This is a genomic window from Thalassobacterium maritimum (assembly GCF_031127805.1).
Lineage (GTDB): Bacteria > Verrucomicrobiota > Verrucomicrobiia > Opitutales > Coraliomargaritaceae > Thalassobacterium > Thalassobacterium maritimum.
In genome coordinates, this window is sequence record NZ_JARXHW010000028.1 from 20,090 (window position 1) to 44,758 (window position 24,669).

Genomic DNA, 24,669 nt, shown 5'->3' on the forward strand with positions numbered 1-24,669 from the left:
AAGCCCATGCATCTATCCCTAAAACCACTCTCAGTCTCGCTACGGCTGTCTACCTTGCTCTTACTGTTACTCAGTTGCCGTACTGTATTTAGCGAGGCTATGCTCCAGTATTTCAACACGGACTGGGCAGAGATCACCCGCAAGATGCCGGAGCTGGCGGAAGCAGGCTACTCCTCGCTGTGGCTGCCGCCCCCCACTAAAGGCAGCGGCGGTCTTTCCGTCGGCTACGACCTGTGGGACCCCTTCGACCTGGGCAGCAAGAACCAGCGCAACACCGTACGCACTCGCTACGGCACGGAAGCGGAGTTGCTAGAGCTGGTCAAAACCGCTCACCGTTTTGGCATCCGGGTCTATTTTGATAACATCATGAACCACCGGGCCTTTGACATCCCAGGCTACAATGAAGACACCCCGATCGATGTCTACCCTGGCATGGTGCCGGAAGATTTCCACCTACAGACCACCCAGGAGGGCTTTTACCGCAAGTGGAACAACACCCGCGACTGGAACAGCGCCTGGCAGGTGCAAAACCTCGGCCTCGCCGATTTAATCGACATTGCCCAGGAGCCCGGCACCACCAACTACAATTTTGGCCCCACCGAAGGCAGCACTTTTCCGAAGATCAAATTCATCCGCGACCTCGATCGCCCCGAGCAATACGCCTATGATAAAGACGACAACTACATCGGCTTCGGCGGCCTGCTCCCGCTCGCCGAAGGCCTGTTAAACACTGAAGGCAACCCCACTCCCAGCGAGGCCCAAATCAAAACCCGCGCACAGCAATACCTACAAGACAACGCCGGCTACTACGAAGAGTATGTGCAAGACTACCTCAACCGCGCGGCTCGTTGGCTAATGGATCGCACCCATGCGGACGGCCTGCGCCTCGACGCGGTGAAACATGCGCAGGCGGATTTCTTCGGCGCGACCTTTGGCGAAGACAAAGACTCCAGCAACTACGGCTACCTGGGCCAAGTGCAAGTGCAGTACAATCTCACCCGTGGCTTCACCGATTGGAACAACCACCGCGATACCGTCTTCGATACCGAAGCGCCCCGCGACGACGCCATGGTCTTCGGCGAACACCTCGGCGAACCGCCCGGTTACGGCCCCTACTTCGACGCCGGCATGCGCTTGGTCGACAATCCCCTCCGCACGGAATTCAACAGCCGCCTCGGCAGTCCGTGGAATGGGCTCAATGGTTTCGATAACTCGGGTGCGGGTGGCTTCGATCCTTCGCTCACGGTCATGCACGCGCAGAGTCACGACAACGACTACGCCTCCCGCCGCGAGCTTCAGCACGCCATGTATTTCACACGTGCCGGACTCGGCCTGCTCTACACCGATGGCAACTACCAAGCCGAAACTCTTGGCGAGTCTGGCGGCGCCTTCCCGCGTCATGCCAACACTGCCTTCCTCGGCCAATGGGACGACGCACGGGTGCCCAACATCCTCTACATCCACGAGCAATTTGCCCGCGGCTACCAACTCGGCAAATACTCCGACAGCGACGTCGTGATCTACGAGCGCATGGACAAACGCGAAAACGGCAGCATGACCGATGCCGACGGCGTCACCATGCTCTTCATGCTCAACGATGATTACTCCACCGGCCATGGTCGCAACTTCGGCACCAGCTTTCCCGCCACCGCTGGCGGCAACGATGCCTATCTTTACAACTACTCCGACTACGGCGGCGGCTTCTACAAATATGCCTCCGACCTAACAAATGGCTCCACGGTCATCCCTGCCGGCGGCTACTTCGTATTCGGCTGGAAAAACCCCGATCCTTCCAGCCTGTGGGCCAACTCCGGCGGCCGCCCGCTCACCATCTATCAAGGCGGCGTCGAAGTCGGCACCGTCGACGTGCTGCGCAAAGACGGCCCCAACGGCGATGCCGACTTTCACGGCGATACCTTGCCCAGCTCCAGCCAACCCATCATCAGCAATCCCGAAAACGACGACTTCGCCTACACCGCCACCGTGCCTCGCATCACCGACGGCACACAGGTGCGCTTCGTCGCCCGCGCCGACGGCTCCGCCGAGAACATCCTGCTCAAACTCGACGGCGGCATCGACCTCAACGACACCAACCACGCCGGCGGCGACCCGCGCGACCATCCTCCCGCACTCGCGACCGACACCTTCCTCGGCTACGAACAAGCCACTTACGTCGACCGTATCGGCCCCGAAAAATTCGCCGCCACCGACACCGCACGTTGCATCTTCGGCTCTGCTGGCGCGGAGACTTTCACCGCGGGCGACGTCACCGCAAACGGCTTCGGCGACAACCCACAAGAAGCCGCCGCAGCCACCTTCGTCTTTCACGATCCCACAGCCGGATTCGGCAGTTGGACACCGGACGACGGCGCGCTCGCCACCGCCACCCAGCTCGACCAGACCGGCAGCTCCACCATCATTTGGGTAAAGACCAACAGCGTCGGCGCAGGCTTCAAAGCTTACGTTTATTACACCACCGATGACACTCCCCCCGAAGGCGCGGGCGCATGGGGCCGCGGCACGACACAAGTCGCCGAAGCCTTCTACGTCGTGCCCAACACCGAGGACGGCGACAACTGGTGGCGCGCCGAAATCAACCCCACACCCGGGGGCACTTTGAAATACAAGATCGGCGTTTATAAAACTAACCAAGACAGCGTCTTCCCCAGCGGCGCGGCCGAAGTCGCCCTCAAGACGAAGATGATGACCATCTTCCAAACGGACGAGCGCGACCTCACCACCGTCACCGTGCGCCCGCACAACGACTACGGCGTCAGCGAAACCGGGCTCGAAGAAGGCATGCACATGATCGCCGCACGCACCTTCCTTGAGCGCCCCAGCAAGGCCTCCATTTACAACACCTTCAAACAGACCTTCTACTACGATGCCGAACGCCCACAGGGCGAAGTGCGCTACCCGGAAAACAACGGCGACACCATTGGCGGCTCCAGCTACGGCATCGTCGTGCGCACCGATGCCACCGTCGAAGAAGTTTGGTATCGTATCGAAGATTCCGATACGACCAACGACGACGTCAACACCGGCGGCAGTAATGGCAACGGCGTCGGATTCGAGCCCTTCACCGACACCAATCAAAACGGCACCCGCGACGCTGGCGAAAGCTACGACGACCTCAACGGCAATGAACAGTGGGATAACAACGTCGCCGAAATCTGGGCGCTCGCCTCCGAGCAAACACCCAGCCTCAACATCACCCCCGGCGATCCTGCCTATCGTAAAGAGTGGCGCTTCAACTACGTCAACGTACCCGCCACCGGCAGCGCCGACATCAAAGTGCGCTTCCGCGAACTCTCCTCTAGCAATTACGAAGACTTTGCGCTCAGCGACGAAGCTGGCCACTTCACCACACTCACACGCACCGTCAACACCGCCGGCCCCGACGAACGCATGTTCATCGCCTTCCCTGCACAGAATCGCCAGATCGTGGACGATAGCTACGTGATGAAGGTTTACTTCACTAAGTCACTTTCCGATGGATTAACTGAACAGCAACTCATCGATCGCTTCTTGATTAACATCGGCTCGACCGAAGAGAACGACGCCGGTGAATCACAAAGCCGCGACGACTACTCGATCGTTTATAACGAGACCAGCGAATACCACGCGCTGGCCTATCAATTGCCCAATCTCTATAACGACATCAACGACTACGATCACAAGATCACCGTCACCCACGACCGCCCCACGCCCGCCACCGACTTCGAGTCGACCCGCATCGTGCGCGCGCTCCCCGTCACCACGCCACGGGTGCTGATCGTCAACCCGCCGGAACTCGGCTCTGACAGCCGCCCTTACGAAATCATTCTGGCCGACGTGCCTGCCCCCACTGCCGACCAGCGCGAGTTTACCATACAAATCGCCACCAATCTGGATGCGACCAACGTGGCACTCAACTTCGTCGATTTGAAAGGCTCCAGCATCGGCACGCCGAGCAGCGTAGTCTCGGGCAACAGCAAACTCTGGGACTTCACCTGGTCCGCCATCGCCGAGGGCAGCTACCGCTTCACCGCCACCGTCACCGCTCCAGGTGGCACCGGCACCGCCGATCGCAACACCAAGGTCATCTTCCGCGAGCTGGTCGAGGAAGACCCCAACAACACCGACGATGATAACGACGGCCTGCTCGATGCCGATGAAAACACCGCTCAGCTCTTGCCCATCGTCAATTCGGATCAATGGACCAACGGCGACATTCACGCTTATTTCGCATTCGGCAGTTCCAATCCCTTCTCGCCCGACACCGACGGCGACGGCCTGCCCGACGGGCTCGAAGTCGGCTGGCGCAATGCCCTCAACGCCGACACCGATGCAAACGCCGACACCGATGGCGACGGCTTTAAGAACTTCATCGGCGACCTCGATCCGCCCTTTTACAACACGGTCGATAACTACGGCAATGTGCCCAATGTCGACAGCATCAGCGCAGGCGGCGACCGCACACGTCAGTCCGCGGGCAGTGTCACCGACCCCACCAATCCCGATTCCGACTACGACGGCATTTCCGACGGGGTCGAAGACGCCAACCGCAACGGCTGGGTCGATGGCGATGGTGCCATCATCCCCGTCGACTTCAATCCATGGGCAGAACGCGACTGGCCGGACGGCGTCAAACAGCCCAGCGAAACCTGGACCGAAACCGATCCCAACAACGCCGACACCGACGGCGATGGTGCCAGCGACGGTTACGGCGAAGACAGCAACTTCGATGGCGTCATCGCAGGCGACAGCAACAACAATCGCGTCTACGATGCAGGTGAAGCATGGTCCGAAACCGATCCTCTCAATCGCGACACCGACGGTGACGGACTGCCCGATGGCTGGGAAATCAACAACGGCCTCGACCCGCTCGATAACGGCACCGATTCACTACGCACCGCCGCAGTCGACGATGGCGACATCAACCAAGGCGCCACCGGTGACCCCGATGGCGACGGCTTCAACAATGCCACCGAACTCGCCAACGGCACACGCCCGCTGGAAGACGATAACGTGCCACCGCCCCCCGCCAACTCAATCATCATCGGCCCCGCCGAGGACGACTCCGTCGGCAGCGTGAGCAATCTCAACGAGTTCACCGATTGGACCATCGACGACCTGCTGGTGCTCGACGAATACGATGGCAACGGCGGCAACAACCAAGGCTCCGATATCTATAAAGCCTACGACGGTTTCGATGAATCGCGCGACATCGTGGCTTTCTACTTCCGCGACGGCGGCGCTGACGGCAAACTCTACTTCCGATTCGACTTCCAAGACCTCAAAGCCTTTGCCGAGGAAGGCAATCTCGATGCCTACGTCGTCATCGACACGGGTAACACCGCCGTCGGCGAGTCCGCCCTGCCCGAAGAAGTCGACACCCGCACCAACATGAAATGGGAGGCCGTCGTCGCGATCTACAATGCCGACAACGGCGCCGTTTATATCGACACCGACTCCGGCAGCAACACCACCGCCATCGGCGAGGACCTCTTCAGCAAGGGCGTCGTGCGCCGCACCCAAGCCGATACCAACGGTTTCAAACAAGCCTACTTCAATTCCCAATTGGACGCGATGGAAGCCTCTATCAGTCGCCAAGCCTTGCTCGACGCGGGTTGGAATGGCAATGCCGACAACCTCAACTTCCAAGTCTACACCACCCGCGACGGCATCGACAACTCAGGTCCCGGCCTCGGAGATATCGGTGGCCGCAGCGACGTGCGCGACTCCATCCGCAACGACTACATCGCGTCTTCTTATTATAAGGATCAAAGCAATCTCAGCGGCGACAAGAGCATCCTCTACAGCTGGTTCAGCCGCACAGGCGACAACGACCGTGGCAAGCGCGCCAAGGTCGCGCTCATCACACATGGCAATCAAGCCATTCGCTCCGCCAACGAAATGCACGACCGCATCCACGACGATGCCAGCACCGATCCCGCGGGCTACTTCCGCTTAGTCGACGCGCACGATGCCTTTGCGGCCGCGGTCAATTTGCACATCACACCAACCCTCGCCTCGGCACTGCAATGGGCCGCCGTCGATCCAAGCATCGGCAAAGCTTACCGCGACGGTCCGACACTCAACGCGCGCATTAGCAGCCTCCTGCTCTCCGGAGATGCCATGCTCTTTGGCACCACCTTTGCCGACCAAGTCGTGCCCTTCGCCACCACCGCATTCACGCAGGACAGTGTCAACTTATCCAACACCGTGCTCACCGAAATCTACAGCGCGGCGCCTTCCAGCACTACCTTCTGGCCCGCCGAGCGCGTGGTCGACGACAGCGTGCTCGCCACCATCCAATCGATGGACTACAGCCACACTGTGGTGGATCAAATGCGCCACTTCTTCAAATGGTTTGGCCGCACGCAAACTCTCGGACAAGCGGGCTACCAGATCAACGAAGTCAACAACGTCGGCCTCTTCCCAATCCACGACTTCGCCAGCACCTTCCTTTTCCAAAACCAGGATCTCGGGCTCAACATCTCCCTGCGCGAACTACTCGGTCGTCGCGCCCGCAGCGGCACCCAAGATCAAGTGCTCAGCCTGCTCAGCGATTGGGAAGACTTCCGTAGCGCCGCCAACGCCGAGGCCTACGATCTGAACCTGCGCTGGATCGCCAACCGCCCGTGGATCGAACTCGTCACACTCGACGATGTCGCGCACGGCGATATCGACCTCTCGCAGCCGGCCGATGGCAGCGGCGACACATGGAGTACCGTCGACCGCGGCACCGGCCAAAGCCTGCAACGCACCGCCAAGGACTTTATCGACCACGCCACCCAAGAGGACTACGGCAACTGGTATGATGGCCAATCCGGCCGCGAAGAAGGTCTCGCGGGTAAGACCTTTGAAGTGCGCCCAGGCGTGAACGTGCCCGCCGCCTTCGGCGAAGTGGGCGTCAGCGGTATCGCCGACGATGCATGGGGCGACGTCACCGCCATCAGTAACAGCAGCACTAGCCAATTGGGCCGCTCCGTCGCGCACGCGGCCATGTTTGTGACTGCCTTCCATGAGCAGCAGAACAATGACCTCAGCAAGTTCTCCACCGGCACTTACATCTACCCCGACACCGACTTCAACAACCTGGCCGAGTTCTCCAAACTGGCACAGTCGCAGTTGCGCTTTGCCGCCCTCTACCAACGTGTCGACGCCTGGGCCGCCGCCGCACCCGTCATCGCACAAACCAGCGCCGAAGACATCGACCTCGACGGCGAAGATGAATACCTGCTCTACAATGAAACCGCCTTCGCCGTCTTCGAAGCCATCGGCGGACGCTGCGTCGCCGCCTTTGCGCGCAACCCCGTCAGCGGCACCGTCTATCAAATCATCGGCACTCAGCCAAGCTACGCCGGCAACGAAACCGAAGAAGAAGGCACCGCCAACGTGGACGCTAGCAACATCGGCGCACGCCGCACCTCCGCGTTTAAGGACTGGTATGCCGACGGTTCCGGCGGGGGCACCACACAATATGTAAACAGCCTCTACACCGTCGCCGCCAGTGGCAGCAATGGTTGGACGTTTACCGCACCCGGTAGCCACATCATAAAGACCATCACGCTCGACGACGTGCTCCCCGACCTGCAAGCCGACTACACCCTCAGCGGCACCAATGTCGACAAACTCTACGTGCGTCACGGTCTCTCACCCAACCTCTGGAACCTGATCAGCCGCGGTCAATACGACCTCGACAATCTCAGCGTATCCGCAGGCCGGATACGCCTCGCCAATCGTGGCGGTGCCGAGCCCGTCGTGGCTCAAGTCAGCTACGATGCCAACACAGTCTTCAACGGCGACGCAGTCGACGACCAACCCGGCACCCTCGAATGGAATGCGCCCAACATGCGCAACCAAGCGCTAACGCAACAAGTCGAGTTCACCAACGTCGACGGTCAGAACAGCTTCTCGATGACCTTAAGCCTCGAAAGCGGCATGACCGATAACGACGGCGACGACCTGCCCAACTGGTGGGAGCTGGACAACGGCCTCGATCCCGACGACGCCACTGGCAGCAACGGAAAAACCGGCAACGACGACGGCGACGCCTTCACCAACTTCGAAGAATACGTGCTCGGGCTCGACCTCACAGAGGCGGAGTTCAACGGTCTACCGCAGGGCCTGATTGAAAGCAACGAGAGCGGCCACTTCACTGTGACCTTCCCCGTTCTCGCGGGCCGCAGCTACCGCGTCTGGTATGTCGATGATTTGACACAAACTTGGCAACCCGCCGGCGGTCGCTTCTCCTTCACCGAGGACGCCCCCGCCTACACATGGACCGACGACGGCTCCGCCACCAATCCCGATCCCGCTACAGTCGACAATCGCTTTTTCAAGATAGAGATCACCCGACCTTAGCACCCCTCCTCTAATGAAAGCCCCCCTCACACACACAGCCCTCTTCATCGGTGCCGCGAGTCTCGCGCAAGCCGCGGGCTACCTCGAAGTCAATGCACCCGGTTACGATTTTCGCAGTGCGGAATACACCACCACCCACGTCTTCGTCGACGAAATCGTGGGCACCTCGGTGGACATCGAGATCCTCTATAACTTGGCAGGGTTTTCAAACATCACCGACGTCGAAGTCTTTACCAATGTAAACCGCCGCGACCTCGCTCGCATTGATAAAGACAGCGACGGCTATGCCGACGGCATCCAGCCGATCGACGGTAACAGCATCACCGATTCGCCTGCAGATGTTGATCCCAGCACCGGCCATTACTACGCCCCGCTCAACATGACGGATGGCGATAGTAACAATATTTGGGAGTTAACCATCCCTGCCTCCAAGACTGGAGCCTACCGCCTGACCGCACGTTTCAAAACATCCGACTCCATCGCGGAAAACAACTACGATCCCAATAACTGGATCTGGTATGGCCTGCGCGACCACGCCGTCGTCGTCTCGCCAGTCGATGCACGGGAAGTGCGTCTTTACGAGATCAATGTTTTCAATATCGAAGCCTCAGGCGACACCTTCGAGACACGTTCCACCTTTGAAGATCTACACAATGCCGCCGGCGCCGCGCACAACGCCAGTAATCGCTGGGATCTCAGCTACCTGAAAAACCTCGGCATGAACTGGCTCTGGTTCCAACCGATCCACCCCAACGGCATCGACGGCCGCGAGCCCAATGATGGCTGGGGCGGCAGCGGCGATCCCTATGACCCCGGCAGCCCCTACGCCGTAAAGAACTTTTTCGAAGTCAACGAGCTGATGACGATCAACTACAACGGCGCCAATACCATCGCACAAAATCGCGCCGCCTCGATGACTGCCTTTCAAAACTTCGTCGCCGCCGCCGACACTGAAGAAGTCGGCATCATGCTCGACGCGCCCTTTAATCACACGGCCTTCGATGTCGAGCTCGCGCAAATCGGCGTCGATTTGTTTGAGCGTTCAGGCGAAACGTGGGCACCCACCGATGAGATTCGTGATCGCGACGCGCGCTTCTTCTCCGCCGATGGTAACTACGGCAACCGCGCAACCGGCGCGGGTGACATCGCCGCCGGCCCCGACCGTTTTGACTTTGGCAAATGGAACGACGTCAAAGATGTGTTCTTCGGTCGCTACGATTCGCTCGTCGAATACGACTCAGAACCGGAACGCTCCAGCTATAACAGCGAAGGCGATTGGTTCGACTTCACCGACAGCGACTGGACAAACGACGACGATACAGTGGCCCCAGGTCTGCAAAATGTTACCCGCCGCGTCTGGGATTACTTTGCTGAATATGCAGTCTTCTGGCTCGATCAAACGGGCTACGTCGACGGCACCCCAAAGATCGAAGCCAACCGCCACCTCGGCATCGACGGTCTGCGTTGCGACTTTGGCCAAGGCCTCCCTCCCCGGGCCTGGGAATACATGATCAACGTCGCCCGCACCCGCAAATGGAACTTCGTGATGATGTCCGAATCCCTCGACGGTGGCGCGGTGACTTACCGTTCCAATCGACACTTCGACATTCTCAACGAGAACATCACCTTCTCGCTCAACTCTGCGAGCGATAAGGCCAGCTACCGCTCCATCTTCGATGGTCGTCGCAACGCCTACGGACAAGGCCTCGTGCTGCTCAACAACACCTCGCACGACGAAGCCACCCCCAGCGACCCATGGGAATCCGTGGTGCGCACCGCAGCCGTCGGCATGATGGATGGCACCAGCATGATCTTCCCCGGCCAAGAGCTTGGGATCGCCGGCACCTTCGGTTACAGCCACTACGAAAACAATTTCGGCAAAGACATTCCCCATTTCAAACGCTGGAACTCTATGATGCCGATCTGGAACGATGGCAACTTCGGCAACGATCAACTCTACCCGGTCTATTCCGGCATTCAAACCGCACGTAAAAATAGCCCCGCACTCACCAGTTCCAATCGTTGGTTCCTCGACGGCGACGGCAACAACACCAAGATTTTTGCGGCCGCGAAATACGAAACAGCCAACGCCTCGCCCGCCAGTAGCGATGTCGTGCTCGGCTTCGTCAACGTCGATCGCAACAACGCTCAAAGTGATAACTTTAAAATTCCTGAAAGTCTCGCTCCCCTGCTCGGCTTACAAGATGGACGCACCTATAACGTCAAAAACATCGCCGCCTACTTAAACGACTCCATCGGCATGAGCGGACGCCGTGACACTTGGCTGTGGGGCAGCGGCATCACCGGCGCCGACCTCAAGGACAGCGGTTTCTTCGTCAGCCTCAACAAAGTGCCGACCACGGATGGCGACTGGAGCAGTGCTCCTTACGAAGCGCAATATCTCAAAGTTTACGACGTCACCGCACCAACTACGACACCCGCCACTCCGGACATGCCGAATAATTACGCCTACGAAATCGGCACCGAGGCCACCTTCGACTGGGAAGACGTGGCTGCGGATTCGGCAGGCGTTGTCCCCGACTACGAAGTCACCGTGATTATCAACAGCGGCGATCCCACCACCTACATCACCTCTGAAAGCGAATACACCGTCAGCGCCTCTGAGGGTCAGCAAGTTTCCATCTCGGTCCGCGCGGTCAATCCAAACGCCACCGAGAACAAAGGCCCCACCAGCTCGCAGAGCCAGTTCGTCAAACTACTTTCCGCAAACGGCGACGAAGACCACGACGGCCTCTCCAATGCCGACGAAAAAATCGCAGGCACCAACCCGCTGGATAATAGTTCGAGATTCGTCATCGGCGACCAGACAGTAGCAAGCAACGGCGACTTCACCCTCACCTGGGATCCAGTTGGCGGGAAGACGTACACCATTCAATCCCGCGTCGACTTAGTCGCAGGCGATTGGATCAACGACGCCACCGGCCAAAGCTCCGGCAGCTGGACTGACACCAACCCCGATCCCGAAAAGAAATTCTATCGCATCGTAGTGGAATAGAGCCTCAAACGTAGGGGCGCGACTTGTCACGCCCGCCGAGTTGTAGGAGCCACTCTGCCGCGGGCGTGACAAGTCACGCCCCGACAAAAGAATCCCTTCAAAAATCCGTGCTAAAAAAAGTCCTCACCTCCTGCCTATTCGCCGCCAGCCTCTGCACCACCACGCAGGCCGCCCCCGATTGGGCGAAGGACATAATCTGGTATCAAATCTTCCCGGAGCGCTTTAACAACGGTGATCCAAGCAACGATCCCACCCGTGCCTCACTGGACGACCCGCGCAACGTTTCGCCCAAATGGGAAATCACCCCGTGGGATTCCGAATGGTTCGACCGCGCGAATTGGGAAAAGGAGATGAGCTATCATTTCCCCGATACCCTACAACACCGCCGTTATGGTGGCGACCTGCAAGGTGTCATCGACAAGCTCGACTACTTGAAAGAGCTCGGCATCACTGGCATTTATTTCAACCCGATCTTTTACGCCAACTCACTGCATAAATACGATGGCAACAGCTTTCACCATATCGATCCCTACTTCGGTCCCGATCCCGAGGGTGACCTCGCACTGATCGCCGAAGAATCCAGCAATCCGCGCAGCTGGCAATGGACCGCCGCCGACAAGCTTTTCCTCAAGCTGCTGGCAGAAGCCAAAGCGCGCGGCATCCGTGTCATTATCGACGGCGTCTGGAACCACACTGGGCGCGACTTCTTCGCATTCGCCGACATTCGCACCACCTTTCAAAAGTCCCGCTACGCGCGCTGGTATCACATCAAAGAGTTCGACGATCCCCGCACCGCGCGCAACGAGTTCGACTACCACGGCTGGTATGGCTTCAAGAGCCTGCCCGAATTTGCCAACGATCCCAGCGGCAACAACCTCGCCCCAGGGCCCAAGCGCTACATTTTCAACGCAACGAAGCGCTGGATGGACCCCAACAACGACGGCGATCCCAGCGACGGCATCGCCGGCTGGCGCCTCGACGTGGCCGAAGAAGTGCCAGCCGGCTTCTGGCAGGAATGGCACGCCTACATCCGCGAGATCAACCCCGAGGTCTTCACCTCCGCCGAAATCTGGGGCAGCGCGGCGAACTACCTCAAAGACACCCACTTCGCCGCCACGATGAACTACCGTGGCTTCGCCATCCCGGTCAAAGGCTGGCTGATCGACGGCAAAATCACCGCCAGCGAATTCGCCGCACGACTCAACCAAGAGCGCAACAGCCACGGCGACAGCGCCTATATCCTGCAAAACCTCGTCGATTCACACGACACCCAACGCGTGGCATCCGCTATCGCGAACCGCGTCACATGGGATAGCTACAAAAACGCCGACTGGTTCGACTACGACGACGGCGAACGCGTGCACGCCCGCACCCACGGCTACAACAACGGCCCCCCCGACGCCGACGGACGCCGCATCTGGAAAATGCTCACCCTCTTTCAAGCCACCTATGTCGGCGCACCCATGATCTACTACGGCAGCGAAGTCGGCATGTGGGGCGCGGACGACCCCGAAGACCGCATGCCCACCTGGTGGCACCGCTTCGACCCAGAAATCCACAACAGCTATCAAAGCGCGTTCCAATTACGTCACGCCCAGCCCGCCCTGCGCAGAGGTGATTTCAAAGTCCTCGAAACCCGCGACGGTAGCCAGCTCTTCGCCTTCGAACGCACACTCGGCGAGCAACGCTTAGTGATCGTCCTCAATCGCGGCAAAGGCGATGTCACCCTCGACGGCGATTACCTCGACGGTTTAAAAGTCATCCAGAGCACCGATCCCGCAGCCAACACTCGCCGCCTGCCCCCGCTCAGCGCCGCGGTATTTGGCCCCTAAATATCATAGCTACGCTTTAGCGTCAAAGCTCCCTCATCATTACGGAGTGCCCTTGAAATGTAAGTCGTCGGCCTTGGCCGCCACAAACATATCGCTCCACGGCTGCACGGCTGCGATCGTCGCGGGCACTGCGTCGATTTGAGTATTCAGCACTCCTACCACCGCGATGCTCTCTTTGCGATTAAACATGCGTAGACGCAAACCTAACTCATCCAACATAGGCTTGAGTTCAGTAACATCGACACCTTCCGCCAAGTAAATCGAGATCTGATCGGCCGCCATAAAACTAAATTCACCGCTATCCAACGACTCAACCGCACGCACATAAGGGTAGCTCTCCTCAAAGTTCAGCAGCCACACACGCTGTTCAGGCTGCTCCGCATTGGGCAAATAGCCGAAATCGATAATCTGGCCCTGATGAATCGCCGCTGGCATACCACTCGGTAAAGGCTCCGCTCCAGCCGCCACCATTTCGGCATTATGCGCCACCCATGGATCCACAGCGGCTTCCTCTTTCTGTGAGCGGCGTGCCAATAGCATTGAGACAATTAACATGCCGATAAAAAAGCCGACGCCATAGACGATAATACGATCTGAAGTTTTCATAAAGCGTCTACTGTTCTGATTCCCCGTGTCGCTGCAAGTATTCCTTACGCGCCCGCATCACACAGAGCACAATCGCCAAGCCACCAGCCCAGACGCCTCCATAGGTCAATCCATTGGTAAAACCAAAGGCCGCCAAGAACCCGTAGTCCGGGCCATCCATGAAACAAAGCCCAAACAACAGATGCGAGAGCACCCCGAGCATGGCCCCTGTAAAACAGATGATCAGCACAAAATAGAGCCAAGTCAGCAACCAGTGGAAAATTTGAAGTAAGATTCGAAGCATTATCCCCGAAACTTGGAAGCCTCCGCCTAAGCTGGCAAGTCATTCATCTACTTTGCCGATCTTGGCTCACCGCAGACGCTATTGGCATAGCGTCGCAACAACCCTGACGATGCCTGACGCTCCCCAATGATACCGTGCTCGCGGCTATTGAACTCCAACTAATTTCACCTTCTGCGCTTTTGTCAGACGCTTAATACGTCGTTCCTCAATCGTGGCTTCCGACTGCGTGCCCACCTCTTTGCTATAGATCAATTCCAGCGGCGCACGCCCACGTACATACTTCGCCGACTTGGGACTGCCGCTCGCATGCTCTTCAAAACGCCGTGCCACATCGGTGGAAATTCCGGTGTAGAAAGTACCATCCGCACAGCGAATCATATAGACCCACCACTGACTCACAGCGCTTGGTCGTCTACGATTCCATCCAAATAATACCATTGCCCGGCATGCCGCTTGAAACGCGACTTTTCGTGATGAATCGCACGCTGCCCCGCCTGCACGTAACTGGCCTTGAACTCGACTTTTCCAATTTTGTCGTTCTTGCCGCCTTGAAAAGTGCTCACGACTTCCAAACCCATCCATTGAATACTTTCCGCAGTCGAGCGGTAGCCCGCAGCCAGGTCGGGCTGGCGCTCAGTGGGATGCGTGGTCGCGAGTAAATAATCGATTTCGCCTAATACATAAGCGGCGTAGCGCGAGCGCATCAACGCCTCCGCCGTAGGCGCAGTGCCCGGCCTAGTATGGTAAGCTTGGCAGCACCCTTCGTATTCCAATCCACTCGCACAAGGACATTTCATAGATCGCCGATAAAAAGCCTCCGAAACCTGGACCGCAATAATGAAGCGCGAGGAGGTTTGGATTTACAAGCACGAGCGAATCCGCATTACTGCGCCCCATGCGCTCACTCATTACCCTAATCTCCATTGCAGCTCTTTGCTTTATCGCAGGCTATACCCTCGGCAAAAAACAACGCAGTGTCGCGCCCGTGCCGGCACCGCTTGTCACAGCACCGATGCCAGCAGCTGAGCCTCTACCAGAAGCGCCCCCGGCTCCTAAAGAAATCGCCATCCCCACGCCGGTACCAGCAAAACCACCGGCCTCCGATCGATTTGCCACACGCGCACAAATGAGCGCCCTCACCTTGACCGATACTAAGGATCGCTCCCTCACCGCCGAACTGATCGAAGCGAGCGCATACTCACTCAAAGTGCGCCGCATGTCCGACCAACGAGTGCTCGACGTGCCCGTAAGCATGCTTTGCGAAGAGGATCAAGCATTTGCCGCCTACCTCTATCAGACGGCTAAAGACAACGCCTCCTCCTCTTCCGGCACCGAGGCCGATAAGATATGGGACGAACTGTTTAAAGGAATGTAAGCGATGCTTGAAGGCCTGAAGGCGCCCCTGCAATGCATAGCCAACTAGAACTCACACCGCACGGACTCGTCATCGCGCAGCGCCCCGTGGCGGCGTCACTCGAAGCCTTTAGCGACTCCGAGTCGGCCGGGCTGTTTCAGATTGCAGGACATAAACTCCCCAGCGACCTAGATGCCTCGGTCCATTTTTGGAAAGCCTTCACGGAATCTTTTATCCGCGCATTTTGTCACCTACCAGAGACAACAAGCACTACGGTCAATATTCCCGCCCCGGATCCAAGCACACTGGCCGAGCGCATACTCACCGCGCCGCCCATGCGGGGGGCGGAATACCTCTCGAGCGACTGTCTATTGGCGATTTGGCAACGGCTGAACGACTGGGCCGCAGCACAAATCGCCCGCGATGGGCTGGCCCCTTTTCTAGCCGAGCATGCGCCGCGCTGGGCACGTGTCGGGCGGGTCACCCTACACCTCGCCGAGAACAAGAGCGACCCCGAGTATCCTTTCGCATTTATGGCCTCCTACGCCTCGGGGCTCACTGCTTCGGGACAAGTGCAACAGCTCCCGCTCGGCAAAGCGCTGCAAGAATACGCAGGCGCGCAAGATAAGGGCGCACTGTTAAAGCTGCTCTCACCGCTACATGCGGCCGCGCAGCAGTGCGACTTCCTCAACGAATTAATCGAGACGGGCGACATTTTCCACCCGCTGGTCTGGCTACCGGAAGAGGCCTTCCGCTTTCTGAAAAATGCGCCCATCTACGAAGATGCAGGCCTGCTGGTGCGCCTACCGAACTGGTGGAAAAAGCGCGGCAAGCGGCCTCAAGTGAGCGCGACGCTGGGACAAAAAAAGCGCAGCTCCGTCGGCAAAGACGCGCTGTTGGATTTCAGATTGGAGGTCGTAATCGATGGCGTGCCACTCTCGGCAGCGGAAATAGAACAGCTGCTCGCCGGCGAAGATGGTCTGGTGCTACTGAGTGGGCAGTGGATCGAAGTCGACCGCGCCAAACTGCAGCAAGCCCTCGAGCACTGGCAGGCAGTCGCAGCACAAGGTGGCCTCTCCTTGATCGAGGGCATGCGTCTATTGGCAGGCGCGCCCGCCGACCTGAGTCAGGAAGCGGAAAGCGAAGGCAGCCAAGAATGGGCCTTCGCCCAGGCAGGCGACTGGCTCCAGGAAACACTTGATCAGTTGCGCAATCCGGAGCGAACGGCACCACCTGAAACCTTGCAGGCCACCTTACGCCCCTATCAGGAAAAAGGGCTCAACTGGCTCTGGTTCTGTGCGCAGACAGGTCTGGGTGCCTGCTTGGCCGACGACATGGGACTGGGAAAGACCATTCAAGTGCTGGCCGCCCTACTGCGCAAACAAGCCGAGCTGCCCGACACGCCCCCGAGCCTACTGGTGGTTCCCGCCTCTCTGATTGGGAACTGGCAACGCGAAGCGCAGAAATTTGCACCTTCGCTTCGGATCGGAATCGCCCACCGCTCTTCCGCGGCCAGCGACGCGATGCGACACTCCGCCGAAGGACTCGCCGAGGGCGCATACGATTTGATCATCACCACCTACGGCATGCTCTCGCGCCTCGATTGGCTCAGCAAAGTCGCATGGCACTGGGTGGTATTGGACGAAGCGCAGGCAATTAAAAACCACAGCACACATCAGAGCAAAGCCGTGCGCCAACTGCAGGCCCACGCGCGCTTCGCCCTCACTGGCACGCCGATCGAGAACCACCTCGGCGACCTCTGGTCACTCTTCGACTTCCTCAATCCCGGCCTGCTCGGCAACGCCAACCAATTTAAACGGTTCGCCAAATCCCTAGCTTCCGGCGACGGCGAGAACTACGCCCCGCTACGCCGGCTGGTGGCTCCGTATATTCTGCGTCGGCTCAAAACTGACAAAAGTATCATCAGCGACCTGCCCGATAAGACCGAGATGAAGGTCTTCTGCGGCCTCTCCACGAAGCAGGCCAAACTCTACCAGCAGACAGCCAAAACTTTAGAGACGGAACTCAAAAGCACCGCGGGCATCCAGCGCAAGGGCCTGGTGCTCGCTTACCTGATGCGCTTCAAGCAGATCTGCAACCACCCCGACCAACTCACTAAGACCGGCGATTACACGCCCAAAGACAGCGCAAAATTCACCCGACTCGCCGAGCTTTGCAGTGAGATTGAATCGCGCGGCGAAAAAGTTCTCATTTTCACACAGTTCAAAGAAATCACCGATCCACTCGAAGCCTGCTTGGCCGAGGTCTTCGGCCGCAACGGACTCATTCTGCATGGCGGCACCCCGATTACAGAGCGCCCAAGCATGGTCGAGCGCTTTCAACGCGAAGACGGCCCGCCCTTTTTCATACTCTCTCTCAAGGCCGGCGGCACGGGACTCAATCTGACAGCTGCCTCACATGTCATTCACTTCGACCGCTGGTGGAACCCCGCCATTGAAAACCAGGCCACCGACCGCGCTTTTCGCATTGGCCAACGGCGCCACGTCTTGGTGCATAAGTTCATCACCACAGGCACGCTGGAAGAAAGAATCGACAAACTGATCTCTGGAAAACAAAACACTGCCAATCAGATCTTGACCAGCGGCAGTGCAGAAAAAGCATTCACTGATATGAACAACGATGAGCTAATGGACTTCGTCCGCCTCGACCTGAGCCAATCCACCCAATCATGAGCTGGGACGACGAATCCCCCCGCTATCTGAGCGTCGCAGAGCGCAAGCGCCTCGCGGCCCAAAAAGCGAAAGAACTGGCAGAAGAAGGCTACCAGCTAAAGCCGCTGGGCGAGCTCAAGAGCCGCCAAAAAATCGCCAGCAGCTTCTGGGGGCGCAGCTGGTGCCGCCACTTGGAGTCCTTTAGCGATTACGACAGTCGCCTGCCACGCGGCCGCAGCTACCTGCGCAACGGCGCCATCCTGCACCTCTCCATCGAGCCTGGCAGGATCGAAGCCATGGTGCACGGCTCCGAGCTCTACGAACTCAGCATCGAGATCGACCCCCTGCCCCCCGAGCAATGGACCGCGGTCAAGCAGGCTTGCCAAGGTAAGATCGCCAGCCTGATCGAATTGCTACAGGGCAAGCTATCCGACGAGATCATGCGCGTAGTGACCCATCCCGCCAGCGGGCTCTTCCCCCAGCCAGAGCAGATTCATTTCAACTGCAACTGCCCCGACTGGGCCGACATGTGCAAACACGTGGCCGCCGTGCTCTACGGCGTGGGCGCACGACTCGACGACTGCCCCGAGCTACTCTTCAAACTCCGGGGCGTCGATCAGAGCGAGCTGATCCACTTGGACAGCGCGCAATCAGGCATCGCGCGCGGAAGCCGCCGTTCTCGCCGCCGCACCTTGTCCGACGACGCCGTCAGCGATGTCTTCGGCCTGAGCGCGGAAGGCGACGAATCACAGTAACTGCTCCCGCCAAGCAGCTACACAGCCCACTCCCCCTATAGGAATAATATTCGAGAGGCCGCTTGCTTGATTGAGTTTGGAACTTATAGTCAGCAGAGTCTACTAAGGTCTAATATTTAAGTTAATTATGTTTCTTCCAAAAATAATTCAAGGCGGTATGGGTGCAGGTGTTTCTGACTGGAAACTCGCTAATTCGGTAGCTTCGGCTGGACAACTGGGCGTGATCTCCGGCACCGCCCTAGACACAGTCATGGTGCGACGCCTACAACTCGGCGACATTGGGGGCCACATGCGCCGGGGCTTGGCCGCCTTCCCAGTGCCCGCAGTGGCAGAACGCATCTTAGGGCGCTACTACAAATCACAGGCAGAGCAAACGGAAAAGCCGCTCCGCCTGATCCCTGGCTTCCGCATCGATCCCACCGGCCATGCGATGGATCTCGCGATCGCAGCTAACTTCGTCGAAGTCTTCCTTGCCAAAGAAGGGCACGATGGCCATGTCGGCGTGAATTATTTGGAAAAGATTCAACTGCCCAATTTGACCTCCATGTTTGGCGCCATGCTCGCGGGCGTGGACAACGTCCTGATGGGGGCCGGCATCCCTCGCACGATTCCTGGCATTTTGGACTCGCTCGCAGAGTGGAAGCCAGTGGAGATGCGTATCAACGTAGAAGACGCCGACAAAGACGATGCATACTTCAGCCGCTTCGACCCACTGGAGTGGATACGCTCACACCTCCCTGACATTGAGCTCCCTAAGCTCAAACGGCCCGATTTCTTTCCCATTATTTCCTCCAATGTATTAGCCCTCACTTTGGCTAAAAAATCGACGGGGAAAGTCAACGGCTTCATCGTCGAGCGCCACATCGCCGGCGGCCACAATGCGCCGCCACGCGGCGGCATGAAATTGGACGAAAATGACGAACCGATCTATGGCCCCAAGGATGAAGCCAACCTGGCTCAGCTCAGCAAGATGGGCATCCCCTTTTGGCTCGCAGGCGGCGGCTCCTCCGAAACGGGGCTAAAAGATGCATTGGCCGCTGGTGCGGCCGGCATCCAAGTCGGCACAGCCTTCGCCTATTGTGATGAGTCTGGCTTTGATGCATCCATCAAGAAACGTGTGCTCGAAAAGGTAAAGACCGGTGAGGCTAAAATCTTCACCGACTCTCGCGGCTCGCCGACAGGCTTTCCATTTAAAGTCGTCAATCTGGAGGGCACCCTCTTCGAGCCCGAGGTCTATGAATCGCGCAAGCGTATTTGCGACCTATGCTATCTGCGTCATCCTTACAAAAAAGCCGACGCCACCATCGGCTATCGCTGCCCCTCTGAGCCGGTCAAAGACTACATCAAAAAGGGCGGCAAAGAAGAAGATACGGTCGGTCGCAAATGCCTATGCAATGGCTTGATGGCAGCCATCGGCATGCCACAAAAATATAAAGACGGCGGCGAAGAGCCAGCCATGGTGACCAGTGGTGATGATGTCACCAAGCTCAGCCGTTTTGTAAATTGGGAAACAACCAGCTACTCTTCACAGGATGTGATCAAAGAACTGCTCAGCCAGATATAGTCTGTCTGGATCTGACGCGGACGACGAGCAAGGAAACTCAAACGTGAATCCAATCAAGAATACAGATGAGCGCTGACTAGCTTCTGTTGCCTGATCTCTGATCTCTGACTTCTGATCTCTGAATAAAGGATGAATAACTTTATCACAAGTTTCGCCCGGAATACCTGGGACATGGTGGCCGAAATGGCCCCCTATCTATTGTTCGGTTTCGCCTTTGCGGGACTGCTGCATATCTTGATACGCAAGGACTTCGTGCAACATTGGCTGGGTAAACCTGGACTGGGCGGCGTCATCAAAGCCAGTGTACTGGGAGTGCCCATGCCCCTGTGCTCCTGCGCAGTCATTCCAGTCGCCGCGTCCTTGCGCAAAAGTGGAGCCACTCGCGGGGCCACCGCCTCTTTCCTCAGCTCCACCCCGCAGACGGGCATCGACAGCATTCTGGCAACTTACGCCCTGCTCGGTGGACTCTTCACCATGGTGCGCATCGCAGTCGCCTTTGTAACAGGAATCTTAACGGGCTACATCATTGAGCTCTTTTGTAAAGATACGCCCAGCACCCCCGCCGCCTCAATAAAACCTGTGGTGGTGCCGAACAGTGCAAATTTTGCCGCCCTCTCACTGGCGCCCCCCACGCACACCCCAACCATGGGACTGCCCACCGGCCCCTTAATCAGTACCGCCCCCGAAGACCAAACTGACACCACTGCCAAACTAGGCACATGTTGCTCCAGTCGCCCCGAGCCCAAGCGCAAGCCGATAGATGCACTCCGCTACGGCTTCGTCACCTTGCCCTCCGACTTAGCCACATCCTTGATCATCGGTCTAGTGCTAGCTGGCTTGATCACCACCCTGCTGCCGACCGACCTACTGAGTGGCTCCTTTAGCACTGGCCCGCTGGCCTTTTTACTCGCGACAGCGATCAGCCTACCACTCTACGTATGTGCGACCGCCTCCATCCCGATGGCCTATGCACTCATGGCAGCGGGGCTTTCGCCCGGCGCAGCCTTGGTATTTCTGATTGCAGGCCCTGCAACGAATACCGCCACCATCGTCACCGTATGGAAGATGCTCGGCCGGCGCGCCACCGCGATCTACCTACTCTGCCTCTTGCTGATCTCTTGGCTGGCTGGCTGGTTATTAAACTCTGCCCTCAAACAAGATGCCGATGCCAGCGCCATGCACGCGCACGGCAGCATGCACCCCAGCCTCTGGCAACATGCCACCGGTATATTGCTGATCGGCTTGCTGGTTTTCTCGTATTGGAAAAGCCGCCAGCAGACCACAAAGTCTTGCTGTGCAGGCTAAGACCTAGGGGCTTCATTGATGAAGCCTCTGGAAATGAATAATTATTTGCGATTCACGTATCCACGACTCAGCTTGGCGGCTTGGAATATTTACACACAAAGATCGCTGAATTCGCGGGAGACTGGACTCCTTGGGCTTTGCTTGCGCTCTATACTCTTAGCTCCGGGCTCATTCTGTGGCGTCTGCATGCGATGGCGCAACGCGGCCGCAGCAGTGCCGTCCTGAGTGCCGGTTTACTGCCCTATGCCACGGGATGGGGAAACCTATGCTTAGTCTGGCTGCTGCTCCGAATCGACGGCCCCACCGAAGCGATCCCCCTCAACCTATGGACAAATAATCTCACGAGTCTCAGCCTCATGCTGGCCTTACCCGCGCTCCTCTGGGGGCTTAAACTCATTCCGGACGCACAGAGCAAAAAATCGTCGCCAGCATCCCCCACAATCCGCGGCCCGTTCATACTGAATTGTGTCACGTTCATACTCTTAAGCCTGGCCACCTGGCAGCTGGGGCAAGATGGCGAGATCGATCGTAACGAAGGCTTCGCTCTACTAGGTCTCTTTGCCCTGTGGCAATGCCTACAAATCTTTCAAGCGCTCAAACGAACACCTGCTGCAAGCACTGTAAGTATCCCTCTGAGCGTGCTCGATGGCCTACTCATTTTGGTGGGTGGCTTTATCAGCCTACTCGCCGTCGATGGTATCGTCACGACGCTCATGGCACAAGAAACAGGCTTCTTCAGCATCCAACAGCTAGGCCTGCTCACGGGAGCACTCATGCTATTGCCCAATGCAATGCTAGCCTGGCACTACGCGCGCCAACTACGTGCGGACGCGGTCTACCACTCGCAACTGAGCGACGCTCATATTTGCATGCCGCTTTGCCTCGCTCTGTGTGCGATCTTCAAACCTCTGGCATTGCCGACATTTTTACTAGACGGCCTGCTATTCCTATCCGCGCTCGCACTGGTGCACCTGCTCTGCCTACAACTGCTCAAGGAATTACCCAAATTAGTGGCGGCCGGCCTACTCGCCGTCTATGCGTATGCGCTCTTTATACAGTTTTCGCTATGACAACGAACTCCCCCATCATTGATGTGCTTTGCGTGGGCTACGCCTGTGTCGACATTAACTTCACAGCACCCCACCACCCTGGAACGGACGAAAAAGTGCGTGCTTTGTCGATGCATAGCTGCGGTGGCGGCCCCGCCTCCAACGCAGCCGTGGCGATCGCACGCCTGGGAGGCAATGCCGCTTTTGCCGGCTATTTAGGCAGCGACGCCTTTGGTGAATCCCACCTGCGCGAGCTGATCGAAGCGGGCGTCCAAAGCAGCGGCGTCCATCGCGCCGCCGCCCCCACCCCAGTGGCTGCTGTCACCATTAAGCCAGACGGCCAACGCTCGATTATAGATTATCGTGCACCCAGTGCACTCGCCCCCGATGACAGCATAAGCCTGCACAGCAGCCCCGCCCGTGTCTTATTGGTCGATGGTCACCAACCACTCCTCTCGTTAAAGCTGGTAGACGAGGCACGGAGCCTGGGCATACCCAGTGTGTTGGATGCCGGCTCGATCAACGACGGTACTCAACTGCTCTATAACAAGGTCGACTACTTGATCACTTCAGAGAAATTTGCCCGTCAGTTTAGTGGAGAAGACGCGCCACGCTCGGCACTGGCCTCACTGGACGGTGCGGCGCCGTTCACCGCAGTGACTTGGGGCGCTGAGGGTGTTTATTGGCAAGATGAGGAGGGCCAGCACCACATGCCGGCCTTCGACATCGAAGCCGTCGACACCACCGGAGCAGGCGATGCCTTTCACGGCGCCTTCGCACTAGGACTCGCACAAGGCATGCCGCTACGCGAAAATCTCAGACGCGCCTGCGCCACCGCAGCTTTGACCTGCCTAAAAGCAGGTGCACGCAACGCACTACCAAAACGAAAACAAGTGGACGCACTTTGCAGACTATAATTAGACAATGATGCTGTCGTATTAATAATTGATCAAAGCGCAATTGACGGGCTTATTCTTGCTAGAACTACTGATAATGAAGATGGACAGCAAGCACCGTGGGCACACATATTGCTCCACCTCATTCTCATGTGTGCACCTCTAAAAGTAATCCCTTTGCTGCTTCTATTACTCTCGGTCTGTGCCTGCTCAAATGAGCCTTCAGCGGGCACCAGCAAGCAGAAAGAAATAACCATTCATGCAGCCGTCAGTCTAAGTGCAATGGTTCGCGAATTAGGGGATCGTTTCAGCGCAAAGCATAATCTCAGTATTAATTATAACTTTGCCAGTTCAGGAGCTCTAGCACGTCAATTAATCGCCGCTCCGCGCGGCGAGATCTACCTCAGCGCCAATCAACAATGGATGCAACGAGCTCTGGAAGCAAACGCGGTGGATCGCACAAGCGCGCAGGCTTTATTTGCCAATCAACTGGTATTGGTCAGCCACACAGACGCTCCAATCCAAACGATGGAACCGCTAGACATCTGCCACGCAACAACAATGGCAACAACTCGCATCTCTATAGGCGATCCCGATTACGTCCCAGCCGGTCAATATGCGCGCGCTTGGTTGCAAAGTCTAAGTTGCGGAGAAAGCAACGCATGGGAAGCAGTCAAAGAACGAGTGATACCAGCCACGGATGCGCATGCTGCCCTTGCGCGCGTGCAAGCAAACCGTGACATGATTGGAATCGTCTATCTCACTGACTACCTCACGCAAGTGAACAAGTTGCAACTGCTGCATACAATCCCAACAGAGGCCACCGCTCCTATCCACTATTACGGAGCAGTCATTAACAACAGTCCTCATGCGGCAACAGCGACTGCATTTCTAAACTATCTTCAATCGAAGCAAAACCAGCAGGTAGTCGAGAAATACGGCTTTACTCCGATAAACCGTTCGCTCACACGCCTCGACTAAGCGC

At 57.8% G+C, this 24,669-nt stretch carries 15 protein-coding genes; 11 read left to right on the top strand and 4 right to left on the bottom strand.

Going from position 1 to position 24,669, the window contains the following annotated elements; genetic code table 11:
* The first annotated feature begins 6 nt into the window (after positions 1-6).
* The 3 genes from QEH52_RS12265 to QEH52_RS12275 all read left to right on the top strand — a co-directional run bounded on the left by QEH52_RS12265 (position 7) and on the right by QEH52_RS12275 (position 13,200).
* Positions 7-8,352: an alpha-amylase family glycosyl hydrolase gene (locus QEH52_RS12265; protein ID WP_308950806.1), complete on the top strand. Its 8,346-nt coding sequence runs from the start codon at positions 7-9 to the stop codon at positions 8,350-8,352.
* 13 nt (positions 8,353-8,365) lie between these two features.
* The gene (locus QEH52_RS12270) at positions 8,366-11,368 is read left to right on the top strand and encodes a hypothetical protein (protein ID WP_308950808.1); all 3,003 of its coding nucleotides are present in this window, start codon (positions 8,366-8,368) and stop codon (positions 11,366-11,368) included.
* Between the two features lie 107 nt (positions 11,369-11,475).
* Positions 11,476-13,200 carry a glycoside hydrolase family 13 protein gene (locus QEH52_RS12275; protein ID WP_308950810.1) on the top strand — a complete coding sequence of 575 codons (1,725 nt, stop codon included), beginning with the start codon at positions 11,476-11,478 and terminating at the stop codon, positions 13,198-13,200.
* Between the two features lie 39 nt (positions 13,201-13,239).
* Here the strand turns inward: QEH52_RS12275 and QEH52_RS12280 are convergent, their stop codons facing one another.
* The 4 genes from QEH52_RS12280 to QEH52_RS12295 all read right to left on the bottom strand — a co-directional run bounded on the left by QEH52_RS12280 (position 13,240) and on the right by QEH52_RS12295 (position 14,886).
* Entirely contained in the window at positions 13,240-13,806 is a 567-nt protein-coding gene (locus tag QEH52_RS12280) for a hypothetical protein (protein WP_308950811.1), read from the bottom strand.
* A 7-nt stretch (positions 13,807-13,813) separates the two neighbouring features.
* Complete coding sequence (locus tag QEH52_RS12285; protein WP_308950812.1) at positions 13,814-14,089, bottom strand: hypothetical protein; 276 nt, start codon at positions 14,087-14,089, stop codon at positions 13,814-13,816.
* Positions 14,090-14,233: 144 nt separating this feature from the next.
* On the bottom strand, positions 14,234-14,527 hold the full coding sequence (locus tag QEH52_RS12290; RefSeq protein ID WP_308950813.1) for a GIY-YIG nuclease family protein: 294 nt from the start codon (positions 14,525-14,527) through the stop codon (positions 14,234-14,236).
* A complete protein-coding gene (locus tag QEH52_RS12295; protein ID WP_308950814.1) occupies positions 14,485-14,886 on the bottom strand; it encodes a YchJ family protein in 402 nt (133 codons plus the stop codon). The genes QEH52_RS12290 and QEH52_RS12295 overlap by 43 nt, the downstream gene beginning before the upstream one ends.
* Positions 14,887-14,984: 98 nt before the next feature.
* On the opposite strand from QEH52_RS12295, the gene QEH52_RS12300 reads away from it, so the two are divergent.
* From QEH52_RS12300 to modA, 8 genes are all read left to right on the top strand, one after another.
* Positions 14,985-15,464, top strand: a complete 480-nt coding sequence (locus tag QEH52_RS12300; protein ID WP_308950815.1) for a hypothetical protein — start codon at positions 14,985-14,987, stop codon at positions 15,462-15,464.
* Between the two features lie 32 nt (positions 15,465-15,496).
* Positions 15,497-18,136, top strand: coding sequence for a DEAD/DEAH box helicase (locus QEH52_RS12305; protein ID WP_308950816.1), 2,640 nt, complete (start codon positions 15,497-15,499; stop codon positions 18,134-18,136).
* A complete protein-coding gene (locus tag QEH52_RS12310; protein ID WP_308950817.1) occupies positions 18,133-18,870 on the top strand; it encodes an SWIM zinc finger family protein in 738 nt (245 codons plus the stop codon). The genes QEH52_RS12305 and QEH52_RS12310 overlap by 4 nt, the downstream gene beginning before the upstream one ends.
* 127 nt (positions 18,871-18,997) lie before the next feature.
* Positions 18,998-20,434 carry a nitronate monooxygenase gene (locus tag QEH52_RS12315; protein ID WP_308950818.1) on the top strand — a complete coding sequence of 479 codons (1,437 nt, stop codon included), beginning with the start codon at positions 18,998-19,000 and terminating at the stop codon, positions 20,432-20,434.
* A 129-nt stretch (positions 20,435-20,563) separates the two neighbouring features.
* Complete coding sequence (locus QEH52_RS12320; protein ID WP_308950819.1) at positions 20,564-21,739, top strand: SO_0444 family Cu/Zn efflux transporter; 1,176 nt, start codon at positions 20,564-20,566, stop codon at positions 21,737-21,739.
* 80 nt (positions 21,740-21,819) lie between these two features.
* A complete protein-coding gene (locus QEH52_RS12325) occupies positions 21,820-22,809 on the top strand; it encodes a sodium:calcium symporter (RefSeq protein WP_308950820.1) in 990 nt (329 codons plus the stop codon).
* Complete coding sequence (locus tag QEH52_RS12330; RefSeq protein WP_308950821.1) at positions 22,806-23,705, top strand: PfkB family carbohydrate kinase; 900 nt, start codon at positions 22,806-22,808, stop codon at positions 23,703-23,705. Before QEH52_RS12325 ends, QEH52_RS12330 begins: the two co-directional genes overlap by 4 nt.
* Positions 23,706-23,834: 129 nt before the next feature.
* Positions 23,835-24,665, top strand: coding sequence for a molybdate ABC transporter substrate-binding protein (modA, locus tag QEH52_RS12335; protein WP_308950823.1), 831 nt, complete (start codon positions 23,835-23,837; stop codon positions 24,663-24,665).
* The last annotated feature ends 4 nt before the right edge of the window (positions 24,666-24,669 follow it).